Source organism: Acidobacteriota bacterium, from assembly GCA_040752915.1.
Lineage (GTDB): Bacteria > Acidobacteriota > UBA4820 > UBA4820 > DSQY01 > JBFLVU01.
The window spans coordinates 1-3,287 of record JBFMHB010000082.1 but is presented as its reverse complement, the minus strand read 5'-3'; the positions used below and the strand labels follow the sequence as shown (position 1 = coordinate 3,287).

Genomic DNA, 3,287 nt, shown 5'->3' with positions numbered 1-3,287 from the left:
CTCACTGACTCACATATTCACGTGTCCACCGCCCGTCCGCCCCTTTCGGCACTACATCTTCGAAAGGATGGCGTCGGTCATCTGCTGGGTGGTGCAGGCGCCCTTCTCGAATACCTTGGGGCCGCCGGGGATGCGCATCATGTCGTAGCAGCGGACCTTGCCCTCCCGGACCACCTCGGCGACGGCGGCGCGGATCTTCTCGCCCTTGTCCCGCTCGCCCACGTGGTCGCAGAGCATGGCGGCGGAGAGGATCATGGCGATGGGGTTCACGATGGAGGGGTTGAGCTTCTCGTACTTGGGGGCCGACCCGTGGGTGGGCTCGAAGACGGCGTACTCGGCGCCGATGTTCCCCGAGGCCGCGAAGCCCAGCCCCCCCACCAGCCCGGCGAAGCCGTCCGAGAGGATGTCGCCGAAGAGGTTCTCGCAGACGAAGACGCCGTAGTCCTCGGGGTTCTTGGTGAGCCACATCATGATGGCGTCGATGTTCACGGACCAGAGCGCGATGCCGGGGTACTCCTTGGCGATGGCCCGGGCCTCCGACTCGATCATGCCGGAGGTCTCGCGCAGGACGTTGGGCTTTTCCGCCACGGTGACGCTCTTGTAGCCGAACTTCCTGGCGTATTCGAAGGCCTCGCGGATGAGGCGCCGCGTCACGCCGCGCGTGACGATGCGGGTGGAGATGGCCAGGTCTTCTCCCTTGGCCGAGGCGAAGGCCTTGAACTTCTTGTGGGTGGCGAAGGCGTCGCGGACGTTCTGGGGCGGGTTGGTCCACTCCACGCCCGCGTAGGAGCCCTCGGTGCCCTGGCGGAAGATGACGACGTCGATCTGGGGCTCCTCGTAGCCTCCGTCGAGCCCCTTGCGGATGAAGTTGAGGGGGTTTCCCGGAAAGGAGCGGCAGGGGCGGACGCAGAGGTCGAGGTTGAACTTCTGGCGCATCGTGACGATGGGGCTGTAGTAGACCAGCCCCTTGCCCTTCAGCTGAGGGTCCAGCTCGGTGTCGGCGTCCCACTTGGGTTTGGAGGTGATGGCGCCGAAGAGCCCAAGCTTGTGTTGCTCGAGGAGCTTCACGGTGCGGTCGGGAAGGGCGTTGCCCTCGGCGCACCAGAACTCCCAGCCGATGTCGCCGTGGAGGTAGTCCGCAGGGAACCCCGCCTTTTGAAGGACGCGGATGGCTTCAGGGAGGACGACCTTTCCGATGCCGTCCCCGGGCATGGACACGATGGCGTAGTGGTTCATTTCATGTCTTCCTTTCCCTTGTCTTGGTGCGCCTGTCCTGGGAATCCGTCTTCAGGCGCGCCTTTTCCAGCATGCGGACATCCAGCCGATCCTTTGGCCGGTTCGCGAATCGTTTGCAGATGAGAAGGTCCTCCACCCCAAGATACGATGCCGATTGATCCAAGAAGACTCCTTTGGCCCTGCGTTCCCAGCATGCCGAGAAGTCAAGGGGTTCTACGTCGGTCAGGAGGTCAATCCGGGCCGGAGCCACTCCAATTTGGAGGGCTTCCCCCTTGGTGGCCAGGTTGATCGCTTCCACGAGCCGTGCCGGGGCGCCGAAGGCCAGCAACGCCCGGCAGACCCTCCGGGCGTTCTCCGCGGTGGGCTCCACCCAGATGTCCAGGTTTTTCGTGAAACGGGGGCGGCTATGAAAGGCGACGGCGAATGCCCCCACGAGCAGATACCGAGCTCCTTGCTCGTTTAATGCGGCAATAAGATCGGCGTAGTCTCGGCTCATGGGCGATCCCCTTGATGGCACAGGCATCCAGCGTCAGCCCCCACACCATGGCCGCTTTCTCGCTCGGCGTGAACTGGGCCCACCACTCCTCGTCGAGGCGCTCCGCCTCTTCCCAGGAGTGGGCGATGCGGACGGTCACTTTCCGCTTTCGCTCCTTCCCGGCCACGGTCTCCCTCCCTCCGGAACCCGTCCGGAAGGTCCATAATTATATGATTTTAAAGCGAGTCCGTCAACGCGCCGGCATTCATGGAAAGGGCATCAGGAGTTCACCCAGCCTCCCTCCAGCACAGGGAGATTGAAGCCCAGGGAGGGACGGGATACGCTGTCTCGCATGAAAACCCGGCCTTCCTTCCGAGGCGCTCGGCGGCGCGTCTTTTCCCTCCTGTCCCTGTCTCCTCTCCTGGCCCTGGCCTTCCTGTCCGCGTGCGCGACCGGGCAAAAAGCTCCCCCTCCGGCACCCCGCGCCCTGCCCCAAGTGGTGGAGGCCTCCCTGGCGGACCTCCAGGCGGGGATGGCCGAAGGGCGCTTCACCTCGGAGGAGCTCACGGCGGCGTACTTGAAGCGGATCGAGGACGTGGACCGGAGCGGCCCCTGCCTGCGCGCGGTCCTCGAGGTGAACCCCGACGCCTTTTCCATCGCGAGGGGCCTGGACCGCGAGCGCTTCGAGAAGGGGCCCCGGGGCCCCCTCCACGGCATTCCGGTCCTGATCAAGGACAACATCGACACGGCCGACGGGATGCTCACCACGGCGGGGTCCCTGGCCCTGACGGACTCGCGCCCCGCCCGGGACGCCTTCGTGGTGCGGCGCCTGCGCCAGGCCGGGGCGGTCCTTCTCGGGAAGACGAACCTGAGCGAGTGGGCCAACTTCCGGTCCACCCGGTCCACGAGCGGCTGGAGCGCCCGGGGAGGCCAGACGCGAAACCCCTACGCCCTGGACCGGAACCCCTCGGGGTCCAGTTCGGGCTCCGCCGTGGCGGTGGCCGCGAGCCTCTGCGCCGTGGCCGTGGGCACCGAGACCGACGGCTCCATCGTCTCTCCCGCCTCCGCCTGCGGCGTCGTGGGAATCAAGCCCACGGTGGGCCTCGTGAGCCGGTCCGGGGTCATCCCCATCGCCCACTCCCAGGACACGGCCGGCCCCATGGCCCGGACGGTGGCGGACGCCGCCGCCCTGCTGACCGTTCTGGCCGCTCCCGATCCCGAGGACCCGGCCTCCCGGGGGTCCGCGGGCGGCGCTCCGCCCGATTACGCGGCCGGGCTCTCGGCCGAGGCCCTAAAGGGGGTCCGCATCGGCGTCCTGAGGGAGAAGGCCTTCGGCTTCGGTCCCAGGAGCGAAGCCGTTCTGGACGCGGCGGTGGCCGCCCTCCGGCGCTCGGGCGCCGTCGTCGTGGACCCCGTGACTCTCCCGAACCTGGGCCGCACCGACGAATCCGAAATGGAAGTCCTCCTTTACGAGTTCAAGGCCGACCTCAACGGTTACTTGGCTTCCCGGCCCGGGTCCCGGGTCCGCACGCTGGCGGACCTCATCGCCTTCAACGAGGCCCACGCCGCCCAGGAA

The 3,287-nt window shown here is 67.0% G+C and carries 3 protein-coding genes; 1 reads left to right on the top strand and 2 read right to left on the bottom strand.

Annotated elements, in window-relative coordinates:
• Positions 1-51: 51 nt before the first annotated feature.
• Entirely contained in the window at positions 52-1,236 is a 1,185-nt protein-coding gene (locus AB1824_11905; protein ID MEW5765668.1) for an isocitrate/isopropylmalate family dehydrogenase, read from the bottom strand.
• A 1-nt stretch (position 1,237) separates the two neighbouring features.
• Complete coding sequence (locus tag AB1824_11900) at positions 1,238-1,732, bottom strand: hypothetical protein (GenBank protein MEW5765667.1); 495 nt, start codon at positions 1,730-1,732, stop codon at positions 1,238-1,240.
• Between the two features lie 331 nt (positions 1,733-2,063).
• On the opposite strand from AB1824_11900, the gene AB1824_11895 reads away from it, so the two are divergent.
• Positions 2,064-3,287: amidase family protein (locus AB1824_11895; protein ID MEW5765666.1), on the top strand; the 1,224-nt coding region annotated here is incomplete at its 3' end.

Coding starts and splice junctions, on each gene's coding strand:
- AB1824_11905 (MEW5765668.1), bottom strand. CDS start 1,236: ATGAACCACTACGCCATCGTGTCCATGCCCGGGGACGGCATCGGAAAG.
- AB1824_11900 (MEW5765667.1), bottom strand. CDS start 1,732: ATGAGCCGAGACTACGCCGATCTTATTGCCGCATTAAACGAGCAAGGA.